The sequence below is a fragment of the Metabacillus idriensis genome (assembly GCF_050483325.1).
Taxonomy (GTDB): Bacteria; Bacillota; Bacilli; order Bacillales; family Bacillaceae; genus Bacillus_P; species Bacillus_P idriensis_A.
Map to the genome: position 1 here is coordinate 72,695 of NZ_JBCMYF010000011.1, position 26,820 is coordinate 99,514.

Sequence of the window (26,820 nt, forward strand, 5' to 3'; positions counted from 1 at the left end):
CCGGTCACACTCCATTAAACGACTTCAAGTACAGATCCATCTTGAACCTGAAGTCTTTTTGAGACTTTATCGCAGAACTCAAGATCATGGGTAACGAAAAGAACGGTTTTTCCAGTACGGGCCAGCATCTGAAAGAGACTGAAAATGTCACTTGAGGTCTGTGAGTCCAAGTTACCGGTCGGTTCATCCGCTGCAATGATCGGAGGGTCATTTGCAAGAGCCCTGGCAATGGCTGTTCGCTGTCTTTCCCCGCCTGAGACAGTATCCGGAAACATATTCGCCTTCTTCAAGATGCCGGTCTGGTCTAAAAGCTCCAATGCACGCTGCCTCTTCCGTTTCCGGTTTGCCGAAAATTCCATCGGCAGCATCACATTTTCAACTAACGTCAGTGTTGGAATCAGATGAAAGGATTGAAACACGATCCCGACATGCGCGCCTCTCCATTTTGTGAGAGCCCGGTCTGATAATCCGGCAATGTTCACGCCATCGATCCTCACTGTTCCGGATGCAGGAGCCTCAATCCCTGAAAGAATGTTCAAAAGGGTGGATTTTCCGCTGCCGGATTTTCCGAAGATCCCAAGCAATTCACCTTTTTTCAGCTCAAAGTGAACGTCCTTTAATACGTATTCAAGCTCTTCTCCATTCGGAAATGTTTTTGACAAATCGCTTACTTCTATCATTAGGAGACTCCTTTCAAGGAAAAGTTCATCCCATATATAGCACTCCATTCATATACCATGCAACAAGGGCAGAATGCATGCACAAGAAACAATAGCCCTTTTTGCATAAGGCATATGCTTCAAAACTAGATAGAAATCTACAGGAAGTCTGCTGATCTATTTTCAAAAGGGGAGTTATATCACAATAGTTTTGGAAATAAATAGAATTGTAAGCGGATTAATAAAGAAGCACTTAGCCCTGATGTCTTATTTTTTTACAAAATGTGCGAAAAAATCTGCCAATAATGTTGAAAAAGCTCAAATTTTAAAAAATAGAAAAAAATTCAACTCCGCTGAGGCATTAAATATTACAAAAAGATAGAGTTTGTAAAGATGGGAGCTGACCGTTTGCGGTATAAAGGCATTTCATGAGAGAAAAGACTGGTTTAAAGACGTTCTGCGACAAATGTTTCAAATGTGTAACATCGTAAATGAAACATAAATCTTATTTTTGACATCGCTTCCAATCCTTGTGCACATAGGGTCATCGCTATTCTGGAAAACTAACAAGGAGGATAGTCGCAGGGAAGAAAGATAGATTGCAAGGCTTCATCACCTTTCATACACTCATTTGTGTGAACCACATCGTCACATTCATTCAGATTGGAGGAGCAGACAGCATTCAGTCGAATTACCATTTGAGAGGAGAATTAAAATGGCCAAAATGGAACAGGATCTTTCAAGCGGAATGGCATCCGTATCCCTTCAGACACAGAAAAAGCTATCGATGAAGGAGAAAACATTTGTTATTACACTGTTTTTGCTGACGGTATCAGCCCTTTTCTATGTAAACTGGACAGCTTCAGACAAACTGAATTTAACAATAGGCATATACGGGGCCGTGATGATCAGTTACTTATTAGGAAAAATGCTTTTATCTTTTAAATACCAGGAAATTATGGAAGACCCGCCTGACGTCAAGGTTTCGGTGATTATCCCTTCCTACAACGAAGAGCCAAACGCCGTGCTTGGAACGATTGAGAGTATTCTGAAGCAGGACTATCCGGTTCATGAAGTGTTTGTCATCGATGATGGAAGCAAAGATGTCTCTGCTTATCATGCTGCGCTTAAACTTCAGGATAACTTAAGAGCGGGAATTGGATCTGTACTGTCTGAACTTAAAAAAGACAATCCTTCTTTTCAGATGCCAAATCTTATCGTGCACCGCCTCCCGAAAAACCAGGGGAAACGCCATGCTCAAATCTGGGCATTTGAACGGGCTACCGGAGACATTTTCATTACGGTTGATTCTGACTGCACAGTCTTCCCAAATGCGGTAAGAGAGCTGCTTAAGCCTCTTAATGACAGTGAAGTGATGGCAACGACAGGCCACGTCAATATCAGAAACCGCACAGATAATATCCTGACACGTTTAATTGACATGCGCTATGACAATGCCTTCCGTGTTGAACGCGCAGCGCATTCTGTCACGAATAATGTCTTAGTGTGCAGCGGGCCACTCAGCGCTTACCGCCGCGAAGTTGTCATGAAAAATCTGGATCACTACGGCACTCAAACCTTCCTTGGACAGCAAGTGCAGCTCGGAGATGACCGCTGCCTGACGAACTATGCGATCAGAGAAGGAAAAACATTATATCAATCAACTGCAAGATGCATCACAGATGCCCCTACAAGTCTGAAAACATTAATTAAACAGCAAAATCGCTGGAATAAGTCTTTTTTCAGAGAAAGCATGATTGCCCTTAAGATTGGTTTGCAAAAGCCGAATGTATTCATCTGGGTTATGCTCGAAATGTTCTTATGGCTTGCTTTTGGAGTGTCTCTCATTTTTGCCATTTACTATACATCCACAACTATGGGATTGGTTATGCTTGTTTATTACCTGGCTTACGTTGTGATATCGGCTTATGCGCGAAACGTATTCTATGCCTACAAAAGGCCGTTTACATTCTTGCTGGCACCGGTCTATGGCATTCTTTTTCTAGTTATTCTTTGCCCGATGCGTTTCTGGGCACTGCTGACTCTCCGCTCTACTTCATGGGGAACTCGCGGCTAAAACCGAGCTTAACATATGATACGAATTTCTAAGGAGATGTTTATATGAGGGTCCGTAAAGCTATTATTCCTGCAGCAGGTTTAGGTACAAGGTTTCTTCCGGCTACAAAAGCACAGCCGAAGGAAATGCTTCCGATTGTCGACAAGCCGACCATTCAGTATATTGTCGAGGAAGCAGTAGCTTCAGGCATTGAAGATATTCTGATTATAAGCGGCAGAGGCAAACGTGCCATTGAAGATCATTTTGACAAATCCTATGAACTTGAAGAAACTCTCCTTAAAAAGGGAAAGCTGAGCAAACTGGATGAAATTCAGGACATTTCACGCCTTGCGAATATCCACTATGTCCGTCAGAAGGAACCAATGGGACTTGGTCACGCCATCAGCTGTGCGAGCCGTTTTATCGGAAATGAGCCGTTTGCTGTGCTGCTCGGAGACGATATCGTCCAATCCGACACACCTTGTCTGCAGCAGCTGATTAACGTTTTTGACAACTATCAGAATTCGGTTCTCGGCGTTCAGGAGGTGCCGGCCGATGAGGTATCCAAATACGGCATTATCGCACCTTTTGAAAGCATTCGGGAAGATCAGCTTGTCTCCATCACATCTGTTGTAGAAAAGCCTGAAATGCACCTTGCGCCATCGAATTTTGCCATTATGGGGCGCTACGTGCTGACTCCTGAAATTCTGCCGATTTTAGAGACTCTGCCGCCAGGGTCAGGGAACGAAATTCAGCTGACAGATGCCATCAAGATTTTAAACGAAACACAAAATGTCCTGGCTTATAACTTCTCGGGAAAACGGTATGATGTCGGAGATAAATTCGGCTTCATCAAAGCAACCATTGATTTTTCACTGAACCGGCGGGATCTGAGCCCGAATGTAAGAAGTTATTTGAAGGAGCTTCTTTCAGAACAAGAGCCCGTTGCAAGCTCTTGATTCATGGCTGACCTAAAGCAGGTGTGAGACAGCGATCATATTAGGAGGAATTTCAATGAAAATTGCTATTATTGGAACAGGTTATGTCGGTCTTGTAACAGGTGTCTGCCTTGCAGAAATCGGACATGAGGTAACTTGCATTGATTTGAATACCGAAAAGATTGAACAGCTTAAACGCGGCATGTCCCCTATTTATGAACCGGGGCTTGAAGAGCTGATGGAAAAAAATTATTCAGCAGGCCGCCTTGGGTTTACGACAAACAGCATCATCGGCCTAAAGGATAAGGATGCGGTCTACATTGCGGTTGGAACGCCTCAAAGCGAGGATGGCGCAGCTGATTTAACGTATGTTCTAAACGCTGCCAGAAGTATCGGTGAAAACATTACACGAGACGCAGTCATCGTGACAAAAAGTACAGTCCCGATCGGAACGAACGAAAAAGTGCGTCAGATTGTCCTGTCCAACCTTCAATTCAATGTAGGCGCGGAGGTTATTTCAAACCCTGAGTTCCTTCGTGAAGGATCGGCCATTTTTGATTCCTTTAACGGAGACCGCATCGTTATTGGGTCTGACCACAAAGAAGCGGGAGACCTCGTAGAAGAAATCAACAAGCCGTTCGGATTACCAATTCTGAGGACAAGCCTTCACAGCGCGGAAATGATCAAATATGCATCCAATGCATTTTTGGCTACTAAAATTTCATTCATCAATGAAATTGCCAATCTATCTGAAAAAACGAATGCCAGCATCGAAGAGGTAGCAAGAGGAATTGGTATGGATTCAAGAATCGGAAATAAATTTCTAAATGCCGGAATCGGCTATGGAGGCTCGTGCTTCCCTAAGGATACCCAGGCTCTGCTGAAAATCTCCGAAGACAACGATCATGATTTTCATCTCCTGAAGTCTGTGATTTCCATCAACGAAAAACAAAAAACGCTTCTTGTACGGAAAGCAAAAGAACGCTTTGGATCGCTAGAGGGCATGAAAATTGCCCTGCTCGGACTTGCCTTTAAACCTGAAACAGATGACATGAGAGAGGCAGCAAGCATTTCCATCGCTAATGAACTTGTGGAAGAAGGAGCAGAAGTCGCAGGTTTTGATCCAATTGCGGCAGAGAATGCAAAGAAAGTGCTCCCTGAGTGCGTGATGTATGCTGAACAAATTGAAGAAGCCATCAAATGGGCAGATGCTGTTTTCATTGTAACCGAGTGGAAAGAAATCGTGGAAAAAGCCCTTTTTATGACCAACCTGTTCATGGAAAAACCGATCATTTTTGATGGCCGGAACTGCTATACGGATGAAGACTTCTCCCATCTGGAGGTTGAATACATTTCCGTAGGCAGAGAAAAGGTTTCAAAAACATGGAAAACCAAGGTCGCAGCGGTCATCTGAACTGATTACTGGAAAAAGACTCATTCACAGATGAGTCTTTTTTCTTTGTGAGATAAGAAAATAATAAATCTTGCACACTGATGGCGAGCAGAAGCGCCTAGATCCCCCATCAGAATGAATCGTAAAATGCCAGCCCATGACTTTTCTGCCTGTCGGATCTGACAAAGGAGCTTTCGCTTTTCTGATGAAAACCCATAGATTTAATAGGTAATTACATACCGGTAGAGAAGTTCTCCTTTTTTACCAATTAAAAATAGTTTATAATTATCAGATAATAGTAAAATTTAATCTATTCATAATAGACTGTGATAAACTTATAAGAGAAAAAGAAAAGTGTATGTTCCAAGGTGGTGCCGGCTTTTTGAAACACCTAAGCAGGCGCCTGCTCGTTTTTGCAAATTTAGGGGATAAGGATGGGTAGCATGAGCAGCTTACAGAACAAAACAGACGTGATCTTGATTGGGGCAGGAGTCATGAGTGCGACTTTGGGCTCGTTATTGAAAGAGTTAGCACCGGAATGGGAAATCAAAGTGTTTGAGAAGCTCGAAAGCGCAGGAGAAGAAAGCTCGAATGAATGGAATAATGCGGGTACGGGCCATGCTGCACTGTGTGAGCTTAACTATACTTCAGAGAACTCAGACGGATCGGTAGATATTAGCAAAGCTGTAAAGATTAATGAACAGTTTCAGCTTTCCAGACAGTTTTGGTCTTATCTTGTAAACAGCAATCTGATTCGTAATCCGCAGGACTTTATCATGCCAATTCCTCATATGAGTTTTGTTGAAGGGGAAAAAAATGCCGCGTTTTTGAAAAAGCGTTTGGAAGCGTTGTCAGAGAATCCGCTGTTTCAGGGGATGGAATTTTCCGATAATCCAGAAAAACTGAAGGAATGGATTCCGCTTATGATGGAAGGCCGGACATCGAATGAACCGATAGCGGCAACAAAAATTGATTCTGGAACAGATGTTAACTTTGGTGCTTTAACACGCATGCTGTTTGATCACTTAAAGACTAAAAACGTTGAGATCAACTATAAGCATAGTGTTGAGGATATGAACCGTACGAGCGACGGCTCGTGGGAATTGAAAGTGCGGAATGTCGACAGTGGTACTGTTGAACGCCATACTGCCAAATTCGTCTTTATCGGAGGCGGAGGCGGAAGTCTTCCATTGCTGCAGAAAACCGGTATTCCTGAATCAAAACATATTGGAGGATTCCCGGTAAGCGGACTATTTTTAGTGTGCAAAAATCCGGAAGTTATCGCGCAGCATCATGCAAAAGTATACGGTAAAGCCAAAGTTGGCGCGCCTCCAATGTCTGTTCCGCATCTTGATACAAGATATATCGACAACAAAAAAACATTGCTGTTCGGACCGTTTGCCGGGTTCTCGCCAAAGTTTTTAAAAACAGGTTCGAATTTGGATTTGATCGGTTCAGTCAAACCGAATAATGTCGTTACGATGCTCGCAGCAGGCGTTAAAGAGATGGCTTTAACAAAATACCTGATTCAGCAAGTCCTGTTATCGAATGAAAAACGCATGGAAGAATTACGCGAATTTATCCCGAGCGCCAAAAGCGAGGATTGGGATATTGTGGTAGCGGGTCAACGTGTACAAGTTATCAAAGATACAGAGGCCGGCAAAGGAACCCTTCAATTCGGAACGGAAGTTGTCAGTGCCGCAGATGGTTCGGTTGCTGCATTACTCGGTGCTTCTCCGGGTGCTTCCACAGCTGTTCACGTAATGCTTGAAGTATTTAAAAAATGCTTCCCGCAGCATATGAACGAGTGGGAACCGAAAATAAAAGAAATGATTCCTTCTTATGGCGTGTCACTAGTGGACAACCCAAAGCTTTTCAATGAAATTGATGCTTCAACCGCGCAGACACTGGGTCTAAGTAAAAAAGAACTGGTCTATAGTTAACTCTTTGGCTGTTAGATACAAACGTATTTAATGAACACATTAAACATAAAATATTTGAAATAAAACGCAAAGCCTTTGATCTAATATTGGATTGAAGGTTCTTTTTTCAATATTCGCAGGTAGTATTAGAAAAATGAAACAGGTGGATAACGATGTCTAAAACAATTGTAGAAAAGTTAAACTTACAAAAATATAAAAAGGCTGCTGTCCTGCACTTGCCAAATGGTGCAGATTATTTAGCTGAATTAACGGAATATGATACAGAATTAGCTGATCAAGCTTATGACCTTATTTTTGCATTCGTATTAGATATAGACGCATTAAAGAAACTTGTAAAAACGGTTATCGATGGAAATCATTTAAAAGAAAACGGTTATCTCTTTTTGGCTTATCCTAAAAAGGGAAATAAAAAATATCCTACCTACATCCATCGGGATACGTTATTAGATGGATTGGGTGCAGATGAAAACGGCTATATTGGAACAAGCCGTATAAAATTTGCCCGGATGGTCGGATTGGATGATGTCTTTACGGTTGTTGGTCTAAAAGAAGACTCGAAAAGCAAAAATCAGACATCTGCAAAAGCAAGTCAATGTGTCGATGATTATATCGGATTTATGGCAGAAATAGAAAAAGATTTGCAGGATACTCCTGATTTTCTTGCCTTCTATCAATCACTCACCCAAGGATACCGTAAAGATTGGGCCCGATATGTGTATAGCGCTAAACAAGAGGAGACAAGAGCGAAACGGAAAGATGAAATGAAAATGATTCTTGGAAAAGGGTTCAAGAGCAGGGATTTATATCGCAGGAATAAATAATGATAGGAAAAGACGGCGCCTGCACTCCTGAATATATTTTTTTTAATAAAAAAAACGAGAACGGGTATTCTCGTCTAATCTTACTGATAACGCTGAACCGAAACTAATTAAAGTTCGGTTCATTCTCTTTTTATTTACCATTCTTTCGGCTCGTAATTTAATTCGCTGAATAGCTGAGTGCGCTCTTTTTTCGAGAGATCTCTCCATTGTCCTGGAGGAAGATTCCCTAGATGGATATTCATGATTCGGACTCTCTGCAGTCTTAAAACTTGGTATCCAAGCTCTTCGCACATGCGGCGGATTTGGCGGTTCAGTCCTTGCTTTAAAATGATTTTAAAATCATATTTTGAAAGCTGTTCTACTTCGCAAGGTAGGGTTTTTGTCCCTAGGATTTTTACGCCGCTTGCCATTTTCTCCAGAAATTCAGGCGTGATCGGCTTGTCTACCGAAACGTTATATTCTTTTTCATGAGCATTTTCGACACGCAGAATTTCATTTACAATATCTCCGTCATTTGTGAGGAGGATTAAGCCATCTGAATCCTTATCAAGACGTCCGATATTATAAATTCGCAAGGGGTGATTAACTAGATCAATAATATTTCCCTTTACGTTTTTTTCTGTTGTACTGGTAATGCCTACGGGTTTATTCAGTGCTATATAAACATTATTTCTAGAAACTTGGATCGCGCTCCCGCTGACACGGACATCGTCCCCGGGCTCAACCCGGTCCCCTATTTTTGCTTTTTTTCCATTGATCGTGACTCTTCCTTCTTCAATCAATTTATCGGCGCCTCGTCTGGAAGCTTTTCCAGATTCACTAATAAATTTATTAATACGCATGCTTATCACAGCCTTAAGTGAGAATTGTATAGTTAAGAATACCTTAAGTATTGCCTTGTTCTCAAGTGCTATTTATAACCCCGCTGTCTCAGATAACTGCAAAATACTATCTGTTTTCATTGAATGATTGATGATATGTTGAAATTCCCCATTAATAATGACATCATATAAAAGTTCCTTCCCAATAAATCATTTCCCAAAGGATAACTCTGTAAAAGGACTGATTTATTTGCACTAAGAATAGATTTTCGAGTAAATACTTTAAATGCAGCTTTGCATTTTGCGTCTGCTTTTTAATAGAAAGGGGTTAATTGCGTATGAAATACTTTAAATCACAAATGAAACAGCTGATTAAAGAAAACCAGGAATTGCAGCATAAGCTGAATGGATTGATGAATGAACATAGCCTTGAGAAAAACTTTGCCCTCAAAGCCCTATATCATTCAGAGGTTGCGGAAGGCGGTAAATATCAGCTTGCCTATCAAGCGCTGGACTTGCCTAAAAGGTAGGTCTTTTTTTAAGGCTCTTTTCTTAAGGATTGTTGTTTGTAGTGAGGGAATTGGTTGATTCCATTTTACAGCTGCCATTCTATAATTTTGTTCTCATAGCGTGAGGTTGATTCCACTATTTAGTGTAAAAACCAAAATGGTTGAAACAAAGCATGCGTTTGATTCCCCCTTACAGTGCAAAAACCAAAATGGTGGAAACAAAGCGTGCATTTGATTCTGAACAATAACTAAATTTATAGAGATAATCAAAAACAACAATCTATACGAAAACAGCCTTTTTAAAGAAGAAAATAATCAAATTGCTGTGATGCATTCGTCCAGCTCTTCAGGAGTCCAATGACATATGCATCACCGGATTTCGTTGTGGCTTCTCCATTAAAGATGATCTGCATCAGTAGATGAAAAGAATAATAAAACGATTTGCCTGAGACTCCATTTTTTATGGTTAAAATCGTAAAAATCTATATAATATAGGAAAAGATCTTTTCGAAAGGAGGGAGACATATGCAAGTCATTTGCGAAAAAAGAACTTATTCAAGAGAATTTCACTCACATCAGCACGATTTTGGGCAGTTTCTCTTTCCGTTACAGGGTTCTTTGGAAATCCATACAGACCTGCAGAAGCTCAATCTTAGAGAAGATTCATGCTTTTACATACCGCCCGACTTCACACATCTCTATCGTTCCAAAGACAGAAATGAATTTCTGATTTTGGACATTCCAACTCTTTATTTGCAAGGCAAAACAGAGAGTATGTATTTAAAGCTGGATCAGCAATGGTCCTCCATCCGGTTTTTGCTGCTGGAAGAAGCGGGCAGCAAGCGTGCAGGATTGAACGATCTCACAAGATATGTTGCTCAAAAACTGCAGAAGTCTCTTTCTCCTTCCATTGCTTATCTACATGAGCATTATAAGCGGCCTATCAAAATGGAAACCCTGGCGGGGATCGAACACTATCATCCGGTCTACTATTCATCCTGGTTTAAAGAGAAAACAGGAAAAAGCCTGAAAGCCTATATCTCTGAGCTGCGGATGAAGGAAGCGAAACGGCTGCTGATGGGTACTTCCTGGTCAATATCAGCCATAAGCGAAGAAGTCGGGTTTGAGAATGTTTCCTCTTTTACAAGATGGTTTACATGCTGCGAGGGCATTTCTCCAAAAGCTTGCAGAAAAATGAATAAAGGATAAAAAGAACCTTGAATTTGGTAAAGAAAAACAGTCTGTTTTTCTTTATGATAATGATATAGGTTCTTTTTTAAGAGATAAGAAAGTATAAAATTTCGCGTTTCGATGTCTAGCTCCATCGCCCAACTCCTCGGCCAGAACGTCTCAGCCTGAAAAGTCAAACCCGGACTTTCCAGTCTGAGCCTTATCTGTCTGTCGGAGCTAAACGGGCGCTTGCGCTTTTCTTATTGAGGTGAAAACGATGAAGCAAAAACTGGCTCCATTGTGGGTCCTGCTCGCAGGGGTATTATGGGGAACAACCGGAACGGCACAGACGTATGCTCCAGAAGCTGCACATCCAATTGCAGTCGGCGCGGCGCGTCTTGCGGTTGGAGGTATCTCCTTATTGATTATTGTTCTGCTGCTCGGTCAGTTAAATTTGCGTAAATGGCCAATCAAAGTGACATTCGCGGCAGCTTTATGCATGGCTGCCTATCAGCCGTTATTTTTCACAGCGGTTCAACTAACAGGAGTGGCAGTCGGCACGGTTATCGCTATTGGAAGCGCCCCTCTTCTATCGGGTGCACTGGAGTGGCTGGTTCAAAAGAAAAGTCCATCAAGAGGCTGGTGGTACGCAACGTTTCTATCCATCTTTGGATGCATCTTGCTATTTTCGAATAGTGACTCAATGAATGTTGCCCCATCCGGTATTGTCATGGCTCTCGGGGCCGGTTTATCCTTTGCTGTGTATACGCTGGTCAGCAGGAGGCTTGTGCAGAATTATCCTTCTTTACCGGTTGTAGCCGTTGTTTTTACTCTTAGTGCGGTCTTTTTATCTCCGTTTCTCTTTCTATATGATATGAGTTGGATTGCAGAGCCTGAGGGGCTGGCGGTAAGTCTCCATTTAGGCATTATGGCGACGGGTGTTGCCTACCTTCTTTTTGCTAAAGCCCTTTACTACGTTCCCTCCTCAACAGCGGTCACGCTCGCATTGGCAGAACCTTTAACTGCTGCTTTTCTGGGTGTGCTTCTCGTTGGGGAGCAGCTGGATTTGGTTTCTTGGGCAGGGGTATCATGTTTGTTGGCGGGGATTGGGTTTTTAATGTTTTTAAGAGCTAAGAAAGAAGCAGAAGTATCTGTAAGCTGATGATTGACCGCCTCAAAATGAATGATAAGAACAGGAAAAACTCCAGCCAGCCGGCTGGAGTTTTCTCTTATAAAGCCTCTTTAATCACTTTTTTAGAATACAGCACAGACAGCACTCCAAAGATCGAATAAAGCACCGTATACAAGCCCATCACAATAATCATCGGAGTCCAAACTTCAGCTCCAAATAAAAACCATCCAGACTGCACGGCGAAATAACTGTGGAGCAGCCCAATTACTAGTGGAATTCCAAAACTGAAGAGCTGTTTGGCCTGTATGCCTTTCAGCAAGTCACCCTGTGTAAAGCCAAGTTTCCGCAGGATGGTGTAATTCGGTTTTTCTTCTTCACTCTCGCCCATTTGTTTAAAGTAAAGGATGCATCCTGATGTGACCAGGAAGGACAACCCAAGGAAGCCGACGATGAACATGGCCATTCCCATGTTGCGTTTCTGGCTGTTCAAAACTTCAAGCTGGGAATCGTTTGGGGCGTTTTCACCTAGTTTTAAGGAGGTGAAAATGGTGTTAGCTTCTTTTACTTCTTCCTGGTCCGCTAATTCAACAGCAGTATAGGTAGATGTCGGCAGCTGAACATCAGGATTCATATCCTTCTTCAGCTGCTTAAAGACAGAATCATCGACAATGGCTGTCGGCATTCCCCCGGATGTGAAATACCAGGAGACTGGAGAATCTTTTTCCATACCCAAGTAAGTTTGCGGGAATTTTGTTGTTTTTCCAAGAAGAGTAACGGTTCCGCTCTCATCTAGCGGCATGAATTTTTGCAGCAGGTCGCTGTACCCTGTAAAAATCGTGTCGTCTTTAGAAACCTCCTTACCCACTGCTTTTTCACTGATGACAGGAAGAGTCATCTTGCTCGGGTCATAATTCAGTCCTTCTAGTTTCGCGCTGAATATGTCGCTGATATCCACTTCAGCCATGACAATGTCAATGGAGTCCGCTTCGTACGCTATCCCAGCAGAATCCAAAGCTTTTTCAAAGTGTGCAGCATCTTTGCTTTCAGTGAATGCAAAGTCAGCAGGCACTTGATTCTGTGCGGTTTTTTCCGCTGAATAATAAGAGATGTAGCTCAAGGAAAGCAACCCGATCGCGAGTGCTGAGACTGTCGTAATGATTGTCAGCAGCAGGGCATTTGATTTCATCCTGAACATGATGGATGAAAGTGATAGAACCTCGCCAACTTTCAAACATCCATCTTTTTTCTTTCTGATGAGATGGAAAATAAAGCTCACGGATCCTTTGTAAAAAAGATAGGTTCCAAGGATAACAGAACCGAGAATAAACAGCATGGCGCCATATAGGGCCATCATGGATTTAAAGTCGCCGCCAAAAAGCTTAGAGGATATATAATAGCCAGCGGCAATCATAATGATGCCGAGGATGCCAATGGCCATTTCGAAAAAGGACATCTTTTTCACTTTCTCTTCTGCTGATGAGAGCACTCTGAACAGAGAGAGGATGCTCTGTCTTTTAATAAACAGATAGTTCATCAGCATGATGAGCAGGTATATGACGATGAAGACAATCAGTGTCTGTATAAAGGCCTGGGCGGAAAAGTGTAATTTAGCTACGTCATCAACCCCGGTTATTTTGAATAAAATCATCATCACTAATTTTGATGCTGCAAAACCTGCGAAAATACCAAGAACAAGAGATCCAAAGTACAGCAGGAAGTTTTCTGCCGTTAAAAGGCGGAAAATCTTATGCTTTGTCATTCCAATCAGCTGAAACAGCCCAATCTCTTTGCTGCGGCGTTTAATGAAAATATTATTGGCGTAGAGCAAAAAAATCGTCACGATCGCAATCAGCAGGACAGATGCTGCCCGGATGCCGGCGCCGCCTTTGATGGAACCTTCTATCGCGTCCATAGAAGGATCATATTGCAGGGTGACAAAAGCAAAATACAGCACCACGCTGAAAATGAGGGCGAAAATATAGAGATAGTAGTTCTTTATATTCTTTTTCAGGTTTTTGATAATCAGCTGATTAACGTTCATCCTGAACACCGCCCAGAACGCCCTGCGTTTTCATGATGTCTTTAAAGAATTCCTGCCTTGTCTGTCCGCCTTTATTCAACTGAGTATAGATCTGTCCGTCTTTTATAAAAATGACTCTGCTGCAGTAGCTTGCAGCAGCAGGGTCATGGGTGACCATGACAATGGTTGCTCTTCGTTTTTTATTAAGCTCGGTCAATTTATTCAGCAGATCAGCAGCAGATTTAGAGTCGAGTGCGCCTGTCGGTTCATCGGCAAAAATAATGCTCGGTTCATGAATAAAGGCCCGTGCCGCAGAAGTACGCTGTTTCTGTCCGCCGGAAATTTCGTTTGGATACTTGTCTTTTAACTCGCTGATGCCGAGTTCATTTGCCAATGTCTGAAATTTTTGGTCCGCTTCTTTTTTAGGAACCTTTGAAATGGAAAGCGGCAGCAGAATATTTTCTTTTACTGTCAGTGTGTCCAGAAGGTTATAATCCTGAAAAATAAAGCCGAGATGATGCTTTCTGAATTCAGCAAGCTCCTTTTCCTTCATGCCCGTCATTTCTTTCTTTTCAATTTGAATGGTCCCGCCGCTCACTTTATCGATCGAAGACAGGACGTTCAGCAGTGTTGTTTTGCCTGAACCGGATGCACCCATGATGCTGACAAATTCGCCTTCTTGTATTGAAAGGTCAATCCCTTTAAGGACTTCCTGTTTATTAAATTTATTTCCGTAGCTTTTATGGAGCTTTGATGCTTCTAATATCGCCATACTTGTTTCCTCCTCTTCATTCATTACCTTTATTATAAAAAGGAGAAAGGTCCTTTTCCTTTTATTGTGCGAACAAAATAGAAAAGCATGTGACATTCTTGTCACACGCTAATGACGGCCGCAAAATCATTTCTTTTTGGAAAAGTTAACGTAAATGCTGTTTCTGCGTTGACGATTGACTGGGCGTGAATATCGATCAGAAGGGGATTGGCTGCTTTTTTAGCGAGATACAGCCCCATCCCTGTAGCAGCATGATCTTGATGGTTGACGGTCGATGTGAAGCCTTTATCGAATATGCGGGGCAGGTCTTTTTGATCAATGCCCCGGCCGCAGTCTTTCACCTCAAGCCTTGTTTGATCATCCTGCATCCAGCTTTTAATAGAAATGTCAGAGGCCTCGCTGTACTTCACTGCATTCGTTAATATCTGTCTAATCATAAATGCCAGCCATTTCGCATCACTGAGGACTTCCGTTTGATCAAGCTGGATGTCAAAGCCAATCCCTTTTTGAATACACCATGACTGCAGCGTCTTTATCTCATTAAAAACCACAATTTCCAAGTCGACTGTTTCAATATACAAATCGTTTTCTATAAACGGAATTCGTTTTTGATGCAGCTGCTGATCAAGCAGAAGGTGAATCCGCAGCCATTCATACGTTAATTGCGTTTTCATTGCATCGTCTTCCATGCGCTCGATCATTAAATGCATGGCAGTCAGCGGGGTCTTCACTTCATGAATCCAAGATAACAGTTCATCTTTTTCCTGTTCAAGCGAAATTCTGCTGTGCATGGCATCTTTTTTCAGCATCTCTGCCTGTTCGATGAGGGTCTTTTCAACCAGCTGTTCAAATGGACTATCCGGAGCTTTGATGCTTGATAAATCAAGGTTGTTTTCCCGGTCCTCAAGGCTTTTATAAAAAGCTGTTTCTTTATTGTACCGAACCGTTAAGAAAACAAAGAATGAGAGCATGGAAAGGAAAACAATATACAATACAGGCTTAAAGGGAATGGCTGAGTCGATGAAAGACACAAAGAGAATCAGGACATGGATAAAAATAAAAAAGAAAATCCAGCTGCACCGTTCTTTTAAGAAACGGCGGATCATAGCGTTTCCTCTTCAGCCGCAAGATAGCCCTGTCCTACTTTTGTCTCGATAAATCGGCCAAGTTCAATCTCCTCGAGCCGTTTTCGCAGGCGGTTCACATTCACTGTCAGCGTATTGTCGCTTATGAAGCGTTTATCATCCCAGAGACTGTTCATGAGTTTGTCTCTGCTGACAATCTTATTTTTTTGCTCAATCAAAAGTTTGAGAATGAACATTTCATTCTTTGTCAGTTCAACAGAGCCTGCATCATTCGTCACCGTATTTCGCTCATAATCAACTGCAGCATTGCACCATGTTTTCAGGCTTACCTGCTCTGTATTGTAGTTATAAACACGGCGGAGTATGGCCTGAATTTTTGCGATCAGCACATCAAAGTGAAAAGGCTTTTGGACAAAATCATCGGCCCCAAGCTGCATGGACATGACCATATCAGTCGGATGATCCCGCGAGGACAGAAAGATGATCGGCACATTTGAATGGGTCCGGATCATCCGGCACCAATGAAAGCCGTCAAACTTCGGCAGCTGAATATCAATGATGACCAAATCAGGTTTAATTTCTGAAAACTCCTGCATCACTTTATTAAAATCATTGATTCCATAAACATCATATGACCATTGGTTTAATCTTTCTTTCATTTCATTAAACAGGGTTAAATCATCTTCAATTAAAAGGAGTTTGAACAAGAACTTCACCACACTATAAGATTTCTTTTACAATTATTGTATAGGAAAACAGATTTGTATGCTATAGAGCGCATTGCACGGAATATTCATACTAATCTTGACATTGTTTCAATAGATTGCTATTGTAATAAAAAAATAATTTCTTATCCAGAGAGGTGGAGGGACTGGCCCTTTGAAACCTCAGCAGCAGGTCTATGAAGACACTGTGCTAATTCCAGCGGGTGAATGAACCTGATAGATAAGCATACCTTTATTTGTCAGCAGCGCACTCTTTTTAAAGAGTGCGTTTTTCATTTTTTTGGATTTGAAAAAAGGGGAGTAGAAATGGAAGGTCAGCAGCAATTTCAGAGGAAAATGCAATCTCGTCATTTAGTTATGTTATCGCTTGGAGGTGTCATTGGAACAGGTTTATTTTTAAGTACAGGCTATACGATTCAGCAGGCTGGGCCGTTTGGCACCATTCTGTCGTATCTAGTTGGGGCGCTGGTCGTTTATCTCGTTATGCTTTGTTTAGGGGAATTATCAGTACATATGCCGGAGACTGGCGCATTTCACAGCTATGCCGCTAAATATATCGGTCCAGGAACAGGGTACACAGTAGCCTGGCTGTATTGGCTTACATGGACGGTTGCGTTAGGTTCAGAATTCACGGCAGCAGGGCTGCTGATGCAAAGGTGGTTTCCATCCATTAACGTCTGGATTTGGAGCGCGGTATTTGCCTTGATCATTTTCTTATTAAATGCTGTGACGGTTAAGTTTTTTGCGGAGTCTGAGTTTTGGTTTGCATCAATTAAAGTCGTTGCCATAGTGATTTTTATTCTTTTAGGAGGAGCCGCAATTGTTGGCTTTATTCCGCTGACGGATTCGAGTTCTGCTCCATTTTTTACGAATCTTACAAGTGGGGGGTTATTTCCGAATGGTGCGTTTGCCGTGATCATGACGATGCTTGCTGTGAACTTTGCCTATTCGGGAACAGAATTAATAGGTGTTGCAGCCGGAGAAACGGCAGAGCCTCAAAAAACAATACCCATCGCGATTCGAACAACATTATGGAGATTGATCCTCTTTTTTGTAGGAACGATTGTTGTTTTATCGGCGCTGCTGCCTGCATCGGATTCAGGGGTTTTAAAGAGCCCTTTTGTTGCTGTTCTTGAACGGATTGGTCTTCCGTTTGCAGCAGATATCATGAATTTCGTTATCTTAACGGCTATTTTATCAGCAGCAAACTCAGGTTTATATGCTGCTTCCAGAATGCTCTGGTCTCTTTCAAATAAGAAAACCATAGCACCTATTTTTGCAAGAGTGACAAAACAGGGTGTACCTATATATGCTGTGATATTCAGCATGCTGGGCGGTACTTTGGCTTTATTCTCAAGTATCATTGCACCAGATACAGTGTATATCGTCCTTGTCTCCATTTCAGGTTTAGCTGTGGTTGTTGTCTGGATGAGTATTAGTGCGTCACAGTTTTTCTTCCGCAGACAATATATCAAAGAAGGTCATTCCGTAAAGGATCTGGTTTACCGGACCCCTTTCTATCCCCTGGTACCGATCGCATCTTTTGTGCTGTGTCTCGCATCATTAGTTGGAATTGCATTTGACCCCGCACAGCGAATTGCACTTTATTGCGGCATTCCATTTATTTTGATTTGTTATGGAAGCTACTATTTAACTCAGTATGTAAAGGAAAGAGGAGAAGGATATGCAGCAGAAAATCAATCCAATTGACGCTATATTACATGACCATTCTATTATGATTCTTGATGGAGCACTTGCTACAGAGCTTGAGCAGCATGGCTGTGATTTGGACGATCCCCTTTGGTCAGCCCGAATATTGCTTGAAAACCCGGAATTGATTTATCAGGTTCATTCAGACTATTTCCGTGCGGGAGCGGACTGTGCAATAACGGCAAGCTACCAAGCAACAATTGATGGGTTCTTAAAGCAGGGAATCGAAGAAATAGAAGCTTTGCAATTAATGAAAAAAACGGTGCTGCTTGCCAAAAAAGCTAGAGATGATTTTTGGAAGGAAGAAATGGGGGCTGTTAGACCAAAACCATTGGTTGCGGCATCAATCGGGCCTTATGGCGCTTATCTTGCAGATGGTTCAGAGTATACAGGCAGCTATGGTGTTACGGATAAAACATTAGAAGATTTTCATCGTCCTAGAATGTCAGCTTTGATTGGTGCAGGTGCTGATTTACTTGCATTTGAAACGATTCCTTCCCTTCAAGAAGCAAACGTATTAAGTTCTTTATTGAATGAATTTCCGAATACATATGCATGGCTGTCCTTTACCTTGAAAAATGAGAAAGCGATTAGTGATGGCACCCTCCTCGAGGTGTGTGCAAATACCTTCGGGTACAACGGGCAAATTGCCGCAATTGGCATTAACTGTGCACCACTGGAATTGGTGAATGAAGCCATAAAAGTGATCAGCAGCCATACAAAAAAACCGGTTATTGTATACCCGAATTCTGGAGAAGCCTATCATCCAGATACTAAAACATGGCATGGGCAAAAATCTTGCCTTGAACTGGATCAACAGTCAGAAGAATGGTACAAATCAGGGGCCCGCTTAATAGGGGGATGCTGCCGGACAGCACCTCGCCATATTGAGAAGATTACAAAAAAATGGCGGACGGGTGAAAAGTCAATTCTGAAGTTTAATAAATAGAACAGAAAAGGACATCCTCATTTGGAATGTCCTTTTTCTCACTGCTCTCATCTCATCATGCTGATGCAGAAGCATGAACTTTTGCCCACGCAGTCTTTTCTCTCTTCCCATGCAGATAATAATAAAGAAGTGAACTGGCAAGAACCGCAATTCCCAAAATCACATACAAGGTACTGTAGCCTGTCACCGGAATGACAAAACCAAGCAGATAGGGTCCAAAGCCTAAACCAGCGTCAAGAAAGATAAAGAAAGTCGAAGTGGCGAGCCCCATACGGTGAGGCGGCGTTAATTTTACGGCAATCGCCTGTGTCGCTGATTGCATGTTTCCAAATCCAAGACCGATCAGAACACCTGAAAGCAAGAAAATGAAGCTGATGCCTGCTGTGCTCAAAAGGAACATTCCCGCTCCAAATAAGAGGAAGGCTGGATACATAATGAAATTTGCTCCTTTTTTGTCCATTAAACGGCCGGTGAAGGGGCGTGATGCCAGAACAGCTGCCGCATAGACGATGAAAAAGAAGCTTGCTGTGCTGACAAGGTTAATGTCCATTGCGTAAAAATGAATAAAAGAAAGGACACTTGAATAACAAAACGCCACTGCAAGGGTGATAAATGCGATCGGCAAAGCTTTTGGCTCTACAAAATTTGAAAGTTTGAATCCTCGTACATCTGCTTTTTTTGCCGAAACATCAAGCGGGGGCAAATACAGGAAAAAGGCAATGATTAAACTGCTGACGCCTAATGCAACGCAGAAGGTAAAGATTGTTTGAAAGCTTGCGTTCTGGCTCAAGTACAGTCCGATGAATGGTCCAATGGCTGTTGCAAGAGTTGCACTCATGCTGTAGTACCCGATGCCTTCCCCTTTTCGCGAAGCGGGGATAATCTGTGCTACTATGGTGCCTGTAGCTGTACTGGCCATCCCCAGTGTGATTCCATGAATCAGACGATTGAAAAGAAGGAAGCCCAGGCCGAATTCAAAGAAATAAAAGGCTGTTGTCAGAGTAAACAGGATAAGCCCGGTATACAGGATTTTTTTTCGGCTGAACGTTACGATAAGCCTTCCTATTAAAAGTCTGCCAATCAGTGCGCCTATTATGAAAATTCCGGTTACAAGTCCCGCCGCGCTTGTAGAGGCACTGTACTCATCTACTGCAAAGACGGCAATGGTCACCATTAATAAGTAAAAGATTAACGTTAAGAAAAAATTGATGGACGACACGACAATAAAGTCTTTCGTCCATAGTTTGGATGCTGGCTGATTCACGTTTGTAACCACCTTACTCTCTGATATTGTTCCGGATATCTCCCATAATCCGGATAACTTCAAGCTGTTCTTCTTTTGAAATACCTTTTAAAATTTCCTGCTCATATTCATCAATTGTTATGCGGACATCTCCGTAAACCTTTCTACCAAGGTCTGTAAGCTGCATTCTCTTTTCACGCTTATCCTTTCCGGGAACATGTTCGACATAGCCCAGTTCCTCGAGGCGGCTGATCGTTCTTGTCACGGTAGGCTTTTCAACACTTTGATAATCAGCAAGCTCAACAAGCGTAGCTGTTCCGTAATTGGATAAGTAATGCAAAACGGACCATTGCGCTCTGTACAAATCGTGTTTGGCGAGCTCGATATTCAGTCTGTTTTCAAAAGGACGGTATAACAGCAGAAGCTGCTGAAAAAACTTTTGGTATGTTTTTATAGGAAACACCTCATTAAATAAATAGTTACCTTAGATAATAGTTACTCTAGGTAACTAATATAACAAAATCAGTCTGTATTTGTCTACCTGCTGAATTCCTAAGGTTATTTTCGTATAGATTGTTTTTGATTATAAATGTGTTCGTTTCTTTCCGCGGGGAGCGTTGAAGCCTCCTCGGCGAGCCTGCGGGGTCTTCCATTTCCCTCTATTTTTCCGCAGGAGTCAAGTTCCTGCAGCGGTGATCCACAAGTGGTTTTACCTATCTAGTCTTAAAGCAACAATGTTTACGAAAAGAGCCATTCCTCAAGATGATTATTGACACAAAACGGGAATATATGTTATTAAATTAGGGGTTGGCACTCTCATAAAAAGAGTGCTAAAAAGAAGTTTGAAAGGAGAATGACAATGGAAAAAATGCAGTTCAAAGCAGAGTCTAAAAGACTATTGGAAATGATGATCAATTCAATTTATTCTCAAAAAGAAATCTTTTTAAGAGAGCTGATTTCAAATGCGAGTGATGCGATTGATAAAATTTATTACAAAGCTTTAACAGACGACAGTCTATCATTCGACCAAAATCATTACTACATAAAAGTAAGTGCAGACAAGGAAAATAGAACATTAACAATCTCAGATACGGGGATTGGGATGACAAAAGAAGAGCTTGAAAATAATCTTGGCATTATTGCGAAAAGCGGCTCATTGGCTTTTAAAAGCGAAAATGAGCTGAAGGATGGCCATGACATTATCGGTCAGTTTGGGGTAGGTTTCTACTCAGCCTTTATGGTAGCTGATGCCATTACGGTCACAACGAAAACAATCGGCAGCGAAGAAGCTTACAGATGGCATTCTGGGGGAGCAGACGGCTATACGATTGAGCTTTGTGAGAAGGAAGAGGTTGGAACAGAGATTGTTCTCACCATTAAAGAAAACACAGAAGACGATTCGTACGATGAATATTTAGAAGAATACCGCTTAAAAGCCATCATTAAAAAGTACTCTGATTTCATCCGCTATCCAATTAAGATGGATGTAACGGAGCGAAAACGCAAAGACGGCAGCGAAACAGAATTTGAAGAAATTCAAGAAGAGCAGACAATCAACAGCATGGTTCCAATTTGGAGAAAGAATAAAAATGAACTCACCCCGGAAGATTACGAGAATTTCTATGCAGAAAAGCATTACGGGTTTGATAAGCCGTTAAAACATATCCATATCAGTGTGGACGGTGCCGTCAGATACAATGCGATTCTCTACATCCCTGAGCAGATTCCGTATGATTTCTACTCTAAAGAGTTTGAAAAAGGGCTTGAGCTGTACTCAAATGGCGTGCTGATTATGGAAAAATGCTCAGACCTGCTTCCTGACTATTTCAGTTTTGTAAAAGGAATGGCAGATTCTGAGGACTTGTCTCTTAACATCTCAAGAGAGATCCTGCAGCATGACCGCCAGCTGAAGCTGATTGCAAAAAACATCAAAAACAAAATTAAAAGCCAGCTGCAGAGCTTATTAAAAGATGAGAGAGAAAAGTATGAAACATTCTATCGCTCTTTCGGAAGACAGCTTAAATATGGCGTGTACAGTGATTTTGGAGCTAATAAAGAAGATCTTCAGAACCTGCTTATGTTCTATTCATCAAAAGAGAAAAAGCTGATCACCCTTGATGAATATGTTTCAGGCATGCCTGAAGATCAGAAGTACATTTACTATGCTGCAGGAGAAAGCTATGAACGAATTGAAAAGCTTCCGCAGACAGAGGTTGTGGCTGATAAAGGCTATGATATCTTATATTTCACGGATGAAGTGGATGAATTTGCGATCAGAATGCTGATGAATTATCAGGAAAAAGAATTCAAATCGATTTCAAGCGGTGATTTAGGCATAGAAGCAGGCGAGTCTGAATTGGGTGCAGAATCAGAAGAGAAAGATAACACAGAACTCTTTGAAGAAATGAAGACGATTCTTGCAGGCAAAGTGAAGGATGTAAGAATGTCAAAACGCCTCAAATCTCACCCAGTCTGCATCGCAACTGAAGGTGAAGTAACAACGGAAATGGAAAAAATCCTGAAGGCGATGCCGAACAGCCAGAACATTAAGGCGGAGAAAATCCTTGAGATCAACAGCAGCCACGAGGTCTTTGCTTCCCTAAAAGATGCATTGGCAAACGACAAGGAAAAACTTGCGCTGTACACGAACCTTTTATTTAACCAGGCCCTTCTAATTGAAGGACTGACAATTGAGGATCCGGTTGAGTTTACGAACGATATTTGCAAGATTATGGTGTGAAAAATGAAAGCCGGCAGAAACCAATTGGTTCCTGCCGGTTTTTTTTGGCTTGAAGCCTGTTGATGATAGTTTAAATGCAGCGGGATTATGGCATTGTCTGAATCGTCCCCCGCGAACCTGTTATTCGATATGGGAGGGTAAGAAAGCGTCCGCATCAAACGGTAAAGAACGGATCCCCAAAAAAGAGGCGGCATCCCGGGGAAAGCCGCCTCTTTTCACTGCCATTTTATTTTGGATGCATCTTAAATTTCAAAAACAGCTCGTTATAGTAAGCCAAATTCTTTTTGCCGAGGTTTTCATACACTTCAAGCTTTTCCGTCAGTTGGGGCGGCGGATAGAAGCGTTCATCGTTTACCATCTCTTCAGGCATGTACTTTAAAGCTTCTTTGTTCGGTGTTGAGTAGCTGACATATTCGGTGTTTTCTGCAGCGACCTCAGCATCCAGCATGAAGTTGATGAACTGATGGGCGGCCTCCACATTTTTGGCTGTTTTAGGGATCACCATGTTGTCGAACCATAAATTTGAGCCTTCCTCTGGAACGACATACTCGAGATCCTCATTTTCATACATGATCTCTGATGCAACTCCGGACCATACAAGGCCGATTGATGCTTCCTGATTTTCAAGCAGCATCCTGCTCTCGTCTCCAACTACTGCTTTGACGTTTGGGGTGAGAGAATCAAGCTTTCGTTTTGCTTCCTCTAAATGATCCTTATTTGTATCGTTAAGAGAATAGCCGAGGCTGTTGAGCCCCATTCCCATCACTTCTCTTGCGCCGTCAATCAGCAGGATTTCATTGCGCAGATCAGGATCCCAAAGGTCATTCCAGCTCGTGATTTTTTTTCCGTCTATCATCGAGGGATTATAGACGATGCCGACCGTACCCCAGAAATAAGGAATGGAATATCTATTTTCAGGGTCAAAAGGCAAATCCATAAACCGGTCATCAATATTTTTCAAGTTCGGAAGTTTTGAATGATCTAAAGGGATCAGCAACTCTTCCTGTCTCATTTTATCAATCATATATTCAGAAGGAACGGCAATATCATAAGTTGTTCCGCCCTGTTCAATCTTTGTCATCATCGCCTCGTTGGAATCAAAGGTCTCATAGATGACCTTAATGCCTGTTTCTTTTTCAAAGCGGTCAACGAGATCGGAATTGATGTAGTCTCCCCAGTTAAAGATTGTAAGCGTGTTTCCGCTTGAGTAGCCCTGTGAAGAGTTTAGTTCGGATACTGCATATAAAAGAATGCCTGACACGAGAATAATCGCGAAGAAAACGCGGACGAGCTTCTTCATTTTCTAACCCCCAATCCGCTTTGTTTATTTCGCTGCGTGATGAAGTAATAAACAATCACAAGCAGGACGGTGAAAAGGAAAAGCAGGGTTGATAAAGCGTTAATATTCAATGAAATTCCCCGGCGTGCGAGGGAATAAATCTCTACTGACAGGGTGGTGAATCCATTGCCTGTTACGAAAAAGGTAACAGCAAAATCATCAAGAGAGAACGTAAGCGCCATAAAGAATCCTGCAAAAATACCCGGTGTGATAAAGGGCAAGGTCACTTTAGTCAGGACATTCCAGCTGCTTGCGCCTAAATCTCTTGCTGCATCAAGCAAGGTAGGGCTCATCTCCATCAGCTTCGGCAGCACCATCAAGACAACAATCGGTACGCTGAATGCAATGTGAGACAAGAGAACCGAATAAAATCCAAGCTTGATTCCCGCCATCGTAAACAGGATTAAAAACGAAGCTCCAATAATAACGTCAGGGCTGACAATCAGCACGTTATTTAACGACAATAGTGTGTTTTTGGTTTGTCTGCTTTTAAACGAATGTATGGCAAGAGCTCCAAGGACCCCGATAATAGTCGAAATAAGAGCTGAAAGCAAGGCAATAACAAGGGTGTTAAGCACGATAATCAGCAGTCTTGTATCTGTGAAAAGCTCCTTGTACCAGTCAAGTGTAAATCCTTCGAAGTTGTACATCGTACCGCCGCTGTTGAATGAATAAAACACAAGGAAAAAAATCGGCGTATAAAGGATGAGAAAGATCAACATTAAAAAGATTCTGGATAGTGGGGATATTTTTTTATCCAACTTACATACCCCGCTTTCGATTTCCGGTAAGGAAGATAATCAGAAACATAAAAATAATCAAGAAGACAGCAATGGTAGAGCCCATACCCCAGTCCTGCGTCACAAGGAAATGCTGTTCAATCGCAGTGCCGAGAGTAATGACCCGGTTTCCAGCAATCAATCTTGTCAGCATGAAAAGAGATAGAGCAGGGATAAAGACCAGCTGGCAGCCGGATTTAACGCCGTCAATCGTCAGCGGAAAAATCACTCTGCGAAAAGCAGTCCAGCTTGATGCCCCCAAATCACGCGCTGCATCTAATAGGGTCGGATTTAATTCATTCAGTGAATTGAATATAGGCAAAATCATAAACGGTATAAAGATATAAACCGATACAAAAATAAAACTGAAATCGGTGAACAATAATTGCTGTGAACCAATGCCGATTGCGTCTAAAAAGCTGTTCGCAACACCGTATGTGCCGAAAATACCAAGAAAAGCATAGGCTTTTAACAGTAAATTAATCCAGGATGGGACGATAATCAGCAGCAGCCAAAGATGCTTATGCTTTGTATAAGTCAGTAAATAAGCCGTCGGATAGGCAATCAGCAGTGAAAGAGCTGTTATCAAAAAGGCATACCAAAATGAACTCAAGGTCATTTTCATGTAGACAGGTGTAAAGAAATTCTGGTAATTGGCAAGCGATAAATTTCCTTCAATATCAATAAACGAATAATAAAGAACAAGAACGATCGGCGCAATGACAAAGAGAGCAATCCAAAGAGCGTAAGGAATCATATACAAGTTTCGGGTCAGCTTAGTTTCCATGCTCTTCTCCATCTGCATAGGCTTCTAGGCGACGGTCAAATTCCTCTTCGGTCTCCCCGAATCTCATAACGTGTATCGCTTCCGGGTCGAAATAAAGGCCAATTTCATTTCCGACAGTGGCTTTCTTTGTAGAATGAACGAGCCATTCGTTGCCATCCTTGTCATAGCTGCTTATTTCATAATGAACGCCGCGGAACAATTGGGAATCAACGCGCACCTGGAGTTTTCCCCGTTCAAGTGATGTGATTTCCAAATCCTCAGGGCGAATGACGATCTCGATTGGTTCATTTGGGTTCAGACCCTGATCGACACATTCAAATTGTCTGCCTGTGAATTCCACAAGGTAATCCTCAAGCATCGTTCCTTTTACAATATTGGATTCACCAATGAAATCAGCAACAAACCGGTTGATCGGCTCATCATAGATATCCGTTGGCGTCCCGCTTTGCTGTATTTTCCCTTTGTCCAGAACGAAAATTTCATCTGACATCGCGAGTGCTTCTTCCTGGTCATGGGTGACAAAGATAAAGGTAATGCCAAGTCGCTGCTGAAGCTCGCGAAGCTCATACTGCATTTCAGTCCGAAGCTTTAAGTCAAGAGCTGACAAAGGTTCATCAAGCAGAATGACTTCCGGCTCATTGACAATCGCACGTGCAATCGCGACCCGCTGGCGCTGGCCTCCGGACATCTCCCTGATTTCCCGCTTTTCATATCCGTCAAGGTTTACAAAGCTTAAGGCTTCTTTTACTTTTGATTCAATCTCTTTATTGTTCATTTTTTTAATGCGCAGTCCGAATGCCACATTTTCAAACACGTTCAAATGAGGAAACAGGGCATAATCCTGAAAAACCGTATTTACTTGGCGCTTGTTTGCCGGAACATCGTTTATTTTTTTTCCGTTAAAGAGGATATCTCCTTCAGACGCTTCCGTGAATCCGGCAATCAGCCGCAGGATCGTTGTCTTGCCGCAGCCTGAAGGACCAAGAAGGGTATAAAATTTGCCGCGCTCGATTTCAAAACTGACATGATTGAGGACGGCAGGATCATTGTCGTATTGTTTCGTAACCTGCTTAAATTGAATAATTGTGTTAGTCATATCATTCTCCCTCTTAATTTGCTCGGATTTGAACAAAGAATTATTTATAAAATCGGTCTATTTTTCCATATTTAACATGAATAATTATACATGAAAGAAAGCAGGAATACGAAATGAATTGAAACCGCGGCAA

Annotated in this window: 23 protein-coding genes and 1 riboswitch; of the genes, 11 read left to right on the top strand and 12 right to left on the bottom strand. The window is 42.1% G+C overall.

Annotated features, from left to right (window positions below; genetic code table 11):
• Positions 1-14 precede the first annotated feature (14 nt).
• Positions 15-680 (bottom strand): ABC transporter ATP-binding protein, encoded by a 666-nt coding sequence (locus ABEQ24_RS07415; protein WP_430006181.1) that lies wholly within the window; start codon positions 678-680, stop codon positions 15-17.
• Between the two features lie 694 nt (positions 681-1,374).
• Here ABEQ24_RS07415 and ABEQ24_RS07420 point away from each other — a divergent pair.
• The 5 genes from ABEQ24_RS07420 (at position 1,375) to ABEQ24_RS07440 (ending at position 7,810) form a co-directional block, all read left to right on the top strand.
• The gene (locus tag ABEQ24_RS07420) at positions 1,375-2,736 is read left to right on the top strand and encodes a glycosyltransferase family 2 protein (protein ID WP_430006182.1); all 1,362 of its coding nucleotides are present in this window, start codon (positions 1,375-1,377) and stop codon (positions 2,734-2,736) included.
• Positions 2,737-2,780: 44 nt separating this feature from the next.
• A complete protein-coding gene (gene galU, locus ABEQ24_RS07425) occupies positions 2,781-3,674 on the top strand; it encodes a UTP--glucose-1-phosphate uridylyltransferase GalU (protein WP_430006183.1) in 894 nt (297 codons plus the stop codon).
• Between the two features lie 55 nt (positions 3,675-3,729).
• Positions 3,730-5,067: a UDP-glucose dehydrogenase family protein gene (locus ABEQ24_RS07430; protein ID WP_430006184.1), complete on the top strand. Its 1,338-nt coding sequence runs from the start codon at positions 3,730-3,732 to the stop codon at positions 5,065-5,067.
• 422 nt (positions 5,068-5,489) lie between these two features.
• Positions 5,490-6,989, top strand: coding sequence for a malate:quinone oxidoreductase (locus tag ABEQ24_RS07435; RefSeq protein WP_430006185.1), 1,500 nt, complete (start codon positions 5,490-5,492; stop codon positions 6,987-6,989).
• A gap of 152 nt (positions 6,990-7,141) precedes the next feature.
• Positions 7,142-7,810: a YdeI/OmpD-associated family protein gene (locus tag ABEQ24_RS07440; protein WP_430006186.1), complete on the top strand. Its 669-nt coding sequence runs from the start codon at positions 7,142-7,144 to the stop codon at positions 7,808-7,810.
• A 134-nt stretch (positions 7,811-7,944) separates the two neighbouring features.
• Here the strand turns inward: ABEQ24_RS07440 and rluF are convergent, their stop codons facing one another.
• Positions 7,945-8,652 (bottom strand): 23S rRNA pseudouridine(2604) synthase RluF, encoded by a 708-nt coding sequence (rluF, locus tag ABEQ24_RS07445; protein WP_430006187.1) that lies wholly within the window; start codon positions 8,650-8,652, stop codon positions 7,945-7,947.
• 317 nt (positions 8,653-8,969) lie between these two features.
• Here rluF and ABEQ24_RS07450 point away from each other — a divergent pair, with 317 nt between their 5' ends.
• The 3 genes from ABEQ24_RS07450 (at position 8,970) to ABEQ24_RS07460 (ending at position 11,472) form a co-directional block, all read left to right on the top strand.
• On the top strand, positions 8,970-9,161 hold the full coding sequence (locus tag ABEQ24_RS07450) for a hypothetical protein (protein WP_430006188.1): 192 nt from the start codon (positions 8,970-8,972) through the stop codon (positions 9,159-9,161).
• Between the two features lie 504 nt (positions 9,162-9,665).
• Complete coding sequence (locus ABEQ24_RS07455) at positions 9,666-10,349, top strand: AraC family transcriptional regulator (RefSeq protein WP_430006189.1); 684 nt, start codon at positions 9,666-9,668, stop codon at positions 10,347-10,349.
• A 238-nt stretch (positions 10,350-10,587) separates the two neighbouring features.
• On the top strand, positions 10,588-11,472 hold the full coding sequence (locus tag ABEQ24_RS07460; RefSeq protein WP_430006190.1) for an EamA family transporter: 885 nt from the start codon (positions 10,588-10,590) through the stop codon (positions 11,470-11,472).
• Positions 11,473-11,539: 67 nt separating this feature from the next.
• Here the strand turns inward: ABEQ24_RS07460 and ABEQ24_RS07465 are convergent, their stop codons facing one another.
• The 4 genes from ABEQ24_RS07465 to ABEQ24_RS07480 all read right to left on the bottom strand — a co-directional run bounded on the left by ABEQ24_RS07465 (position 11,540) and on the right by ABEQ24_RS07480 (position 16,026).
• The gene (locus tag ABEQ24_RS07465; RefSeq protein WP_430006191.1) at positions 11,540-13,483 is read right to left on the bottom strand and encodes an FtsX-like permease family protein; all 1,944 of its coding nucleotides are present in this window, start codon (positions 13,481-13,483) and stop codon (positions 11,540-11,542) included.
• The gene (locus tag ABEQ24_RS07470) at positions 13,473-14,234 is read right to left on the bottom strand and encodes an ABC transporter ATP-binding protein (protein WP_430006192.1); all 762 of its coding nucleotides are present in this window, start codon (positions 14,232-14,234) and stop codon (positions 13,473-13,475) included. The genes ABEQ24_RS07465 and ABEQ24_RS07470 overlap by 11 nt, the downstream gene beginning before the upstream one ends.
• A gap of 101 nt (positions 14,235-14,335) precedes the next feature.
• Entirely contained in the window at positions 14,336-15,340 is a 1,005-nt protein-coding gene (locus ABEQ24_RS07475) for a sensor histidine kinase (protein ID WP_430006193.1), read from the bottom strand.
• Positions 15,337-16,026: a response regulator gene (locus ABEQ24_RS07480; protein ID WP_430006194.1), complete on the bottom strand. Its 690-nt coding sequence runs from the start codon at positions 16,024-16,026 to the stop codon at positions 15,337-15,339. The genes ABEQ24_RS07475 and ABEQ24_RS07480 overlap by 4 nt, the downstream gene beginning before the upstream one ends.
• A gap of 140 nt (positions 16,027-16,166) precedes the next feature.
• Positions 16,167-16,271, top strand: a riboswitch (SAM riboswitch).
• 79 nt (positions 16,272-16,350) lie between these two features.
• On the opposite strand from ABEQ24_RS07480, the gene mmuP reads away from it, so the two are divergent.
• Complete coding sequence (gene mmuP, locus ABEQ24_RS07485; protein WP_430006195.1) at positions 16,351-17,754, top strand: S-methylmethionine permease; 1,404 nt, start codon at positions 16,351-16,353, stop codon at positions 17,752-17,754.
• A complete protein-coding gene (gene mmuM, locus ABEQ24_RS07490; RefSeq protein ID WP_430006196.1) occupies positions 17,729-18,703 on the top strand; it encodes a homocysteine S-methyltransferase in 975 nt (324 codons plus the stop codon). Before mmuP ends, mmuM begins: the two co-directional genes overlap by 26 nt.
• A gap of 55 nt (positions 18,704-18,758) precedes the next feature.
• On the opposite strand, the gene ABEQ24_RS07495 is transcribed toward mmuM, so the two are convergent.
• Together ABEQ24_RS07495 and ABEQ24_RS07500 are read right to left on the bottom strand one after the other, a co-directional pair.
• Complete coding sequence (locus ABEQ24_RS07495) at positions 18,759-19,967, bottom strand: MFS transporter (protein ID WP_430006197.1); 1,209 nt, start codon at positions 19,965-19,967, stop codon at positions 18,759-18,761.
• A gap of 13 nt (positions 19,968-19,980) precedes the next feature.
• Positions 19,981-20,409, bottom strand: coding sequence for a MarR family winged helix-turn-helix transcriptional regulator (locus tag ABEQ24_RS07500; protein ID WP_430006198.1), 429 nt, complete (start codon positions 20,407-20,409; stop codon positions 19,981-19,983).
• Between the two features lie 396 nt (positions 20,410-20,805).
• Between ABEQ24_RS07500 and htpG the strand changes: the two genes are divergently transcribed.
• Positions 20,806-22,686, top strand: coding sequence for a molecular chaperone HtpG (gene htpG / locus ABEQ24_RS07505; RefSeq protein ID WP_430006199.1), 1,881 nt, complete (start codon positions 20,806-20,808; stop codon positions 22,684-22,686).
• Positions 22,687-22,912: 226 nt separating this feature from the next.
• Here the strand turns inward: htpG and ABEQ24_RS07510 are convergent, their stop codons facing one another.
• The 4 genes from ABEQ24_RS07510 to ABEQ24_RS07525 are packed head-to-tail and all read right to left on the bottom strand — an operon-like array spanning position 22,913 to position 26,687.
• Positions 22,913-23,986 (bottom strand): ABC transporter substrate-binding protein, encoded by a 1,074-nt coding sequence (locus ABEQ24_RS07510; protein WP_430006200.1) that lies wholly within the window; start codon positions 23,984-23,986, stop codon positions 22,913-22,915.
• Entirely contained in the window at positions 23,983-24,786 is an 804-nt protein-coding gene (locus tag ABEQ24_RS07515) for an ABC transporter permease (RefSeq protein ID WP_430006201.1), read from the bottom strand. The genes ABEQ24_RS07510 and ABEQ24_RS07515 overlap by 4 nt, the downstream gene beginning before the upstream one ends.
• Position 24,787: 1 nt before the next feature.
• Positions 24,788-25,591, bottom strand: coding sequence for an ABC transporter permease (locus ABEQ24_RS07520; protein WP_430006202.1), 804 nt, complete (start codon positions 25,589-25,591; stop codon positions 24,788-24,790).
• The gene (locus ABEQ24_RS07525; protein ID WP_430006203.1) at positions 25,581-26,687 is read right to left on the bottom strand and encodes an ABC transporter ATP-binding protein; all 1,107 of its coding nucleotides are present in this window, start codon (positions 26,685-26,687) and stop codon (positions 25,581-25,583) included. The genes ABEQ24_RS07520 and ABEQ24_RS07525 overlap by 11 nt, the downstream gene beginning before the upstream one ends.
• Positions 26,688-26,820 lie beyond the last annotated feature (133 nt).